This is a genomic window from 'Fragaria x ananassa' phyllody phytoplasma (assembly GCF_018274325.1).
Lineage (GTDB): Bacteria > Bacillota_I > Bacilli_A > Acholeplasmatales > Acholeplasmataceae > Phytoplasma.
On sequence record NZ_JAGVRH010000024.1, the window covers coordinates 1 to 2,427 of the forward strand.

Genomic DNA, 2,427 nt, shown 5'->3' on the forward strand with positions numbered 1-2,427 from the left:
AGATAATTTGAAAGTGACTACTGTTTTGGATGGGATTTTGATTTTTTTACCTGTTTTAAGGTTGCGTCCTATGTAGGCTTGACGGGTTTTTAAGATGAATTTGATTAATTTAGGGGATAAGATTACTTCTTCATGAGTAGTGATAGCTTCTATCAAAGTATTTTCGAAGTTTTTATAAAATGTTTCGGTTTGAGTGATTGAAGTTTGGTTAACTTCTGCTAGTTTTTTAATTAATTCTTTTTTAGTCATTTTTAGTTTTCTCTTTTTTATTTTTATTGGTTTTAGCTTTTGGTTTTAATTTACTACGGTCTTTGAAATAAGTACCACGATAAATTTCAGTCATGGCGTCGCTCATATTTTATTTCTCCTTTGTTTGTTTATTTGTTTTTGTCCATTTTATCTATCATTTTGTCAATTTTTTCATTAATTTTATTAAAATTCTCTTGTGTTTCTTTTTTAGATTCATCTAATTTTGAATCCACTTGAGATATATTATTGCTTAAATGATCGCTTTTTGTATTAATATGTTTTTTTAAATGGTTATGTTTAGTAAATTGTGTGGCAAGTGTGATTATAATAAAGAACATAGTAGCCATACTATAAATAAATAATTCTTGTTGTAATTTTTGCATTTTGGTTTTTTTCCTTTTTTGTTTTTTTTATTTTAAAATAAAAATAACAGGGCATAAAGATACCGTTATTATAGAAATAGAGTCTCCCCAAGAGGCTCTTTTATTTTACCTACTTGATAAGGAGTATATAATAATATGTTGTTTTAAAAAGGTAAATTATCTGTTTGAGGTTTATTATCTAAAAAGATGACATTATGTACGATAACTTTTGTATTTGTTTTCTTTTGACCTTCTTTGGTGGTATATTTTTGGATAGATAATGTTCCTTCTAGATAAATTTTAGATCCTTTATGTAAGTATTTATGAAGATTTTCAGCTTGGGTTCTAAAAACAACACAAGGAATAAATTGCACCTTCTCTTTGGTGTGGTTGACTGCTAATGGAAAATCTATTTTAGGGATTTGTTCGTTGTTGACATTAAGATATTGTTTGTCGAGGTCATGAGTGATACGACCAATTAATTGGATTTTGTTTAACATTTTTTATTCTCCTTATTTTTTTTAGTTTAAATGTTGATGATTTTATTATTATTTGATAAAGTTATTTTTATTTTTGTTGTATTGAGTTTAAATTTGACATTAAGTGATAATAATATGAGTCAAAGATAATAGAAGCAAAGAATGAAAGAAAAAAATTAAAAAATATAAAATAATTTCTAGTTTCATATAATTTATTTTTTCAATTTATTAATCGCTATATTTTTAAGAGTTTCTATTTGTCTTAAAGATAAATTAAGTTTATAGGCTATTTCTTGATTGGAATAACTAGGTCGATAATCTTCATTAATATTTTCTAAAGGAACGCCAAAACTCAATCTAATGATATTAAATTCATTTCGACTTAATTTGGTTTTTAGTTTTTTAAGTAGTAATTCATGGTTTACTTGTTTTAACCATAATTGATGCGGATTAAGGGTTTTATTATAATACCAAATATGTTTTTCTTCTTGAAAAGAAGTGTTATTGGATTTATGAGTTTTTTGAGGGATTGAAGGGGAATGACTTTGTCGTATTAGTTCATTGATTGCAAATTTTATTTTAGGAGTTGCGTAAGTAATGAAGTCATAACCTAAATATTGGTAATTATTTAAGGATTTGATTAAACCTAAAATTCCTTCTTGGTATAAATCCTCTCTAGTTAATAATTTAGGGTAATATTTAAATCTGTTTACTATCTTATTTACTAGTGGCAAATGTAAATTGATTAATTGATTACGAATTTCTAAATTCTTTTTATTTTTTAAAAATTCTTGAAATAATTCTTGTATTAACATTTTATTCCTTTCTAAAAACGTTTTTAGAAAAGATATGAAAATTATTTTAGTCTTTGAAAAGAAAAAAAAGACTAACTATTAAGTTAGTCTTAAAGAATTTTTAAAAAGTAAAAAGTGTCTAAATTTTTGGAACACGGCAGTGCGAACAAAGTTTAAATCCACGGCCACATAATGACTTGGAAAAAGCATTGTTTCAAATATGCAAACAAAATTCATATATTACAACAGATGGAAGAAGAAAAAGACGTTTGGGATATCGGGTGGTTCATCAAAAATTAAAAGAAGTTGATTTTAAGATTAATCCTAAAACAGTATTAAAATTGATGCGTAAATTTGGTCTATTATCTGAAAGAATCAAACATAAACCTCAAATATTATTATGATTTAGCTGTTAAAAGAGAAAATAACTTAAAAAATCTTCTTCAAAATAATTATGAAGCGAAGCATTCATTAGAAAAATTATGTACTGATATCACTTATATTCCTTTTGGGGTTGATAATAAAAAATTATTTGTGTCAGCT

At 25.1% G+C, this 2,427-nt stretch carries 5 protein-coding genes and 1 pseudogene; 2 read left to right on the top strand and 4 right to left on the bottom strand.

Annotated elements, in window-relative coordinates:
* From J8J04_RS02990 to J8J04_RS03005, 4 genes are all read right to left on the bottom strand, one after another.
* The coding region (locus J8J04_RS02990; RefSeq protein WP_212332225.1) for an HU family DNA-binding protein at window positions 1–249 on the bottom strand (249 nt) is incomplete at its 3' end.
* Window positions 250–377: 128 nt separating this feature from the next.
* Complete coding sequence (locus J8J04_RS02995) at window positions 378–632, bottom strand: hypothetical protein (protein ID WP_212332228.1); 255 nt, start codon at window positions 630–632, stop codon at window positions 378–380.
* 143 nt (window positions 633–775) lie between these two features.
* Complete coding sequence (locus tag J8J04_RS03000; protein WP_212332230.1) at window positions 776–1,111, bottom strand: single-stranded DNA-binding protein; 336 nt, start codon at window positions 1,109–1,111, stop codon at window positions 776–778.
* A gap of 191 nt (window positions 1,112–1,302) precedes the next feature.
* Window positions 1,303–1,905: a sigma-70 family RNA polymerase sigma factor gene (locus J8J04_RS03005; RefSeq protein WP_212332232.1), complete on the bottom strand. Its 603-nt coding sequence runs from the start codon at window positions 1,903–1,905 to the stop codon at window positions 1,303–1,305.
* A gap of 188 nt (window positions 1,906–2,093) precedes the next feature.
* On the opposite strand from J8J04_RS03005, the gene J8J04_RS03230 reads away from it, so the two are divergent.
* Both J8J04_RS03230 and J8J04_RS03235 read left to right on the top strand, forming a co-directional pair.
* The gene (locus J8J04_RS03230) at window positions 2,094–2,288 is read left to right on the top strand and encodes an IS3 family transposase (protein ID WP_225885843.1); all 195 of its coding nucleotides are present in this window, start codon (window positions 2,094–2,096) and stop codon (window positions 2,286–2,288) included.
* Window positions 2,239–2,427: pseudogene (locus J8J04_RS03235) on the top strand (hypothetical protein); the annotation flags it as partial. The gene J8J04_RS03230 and the pseudogene J8J04_RS03235, both read left to right, overlap by 50 nt.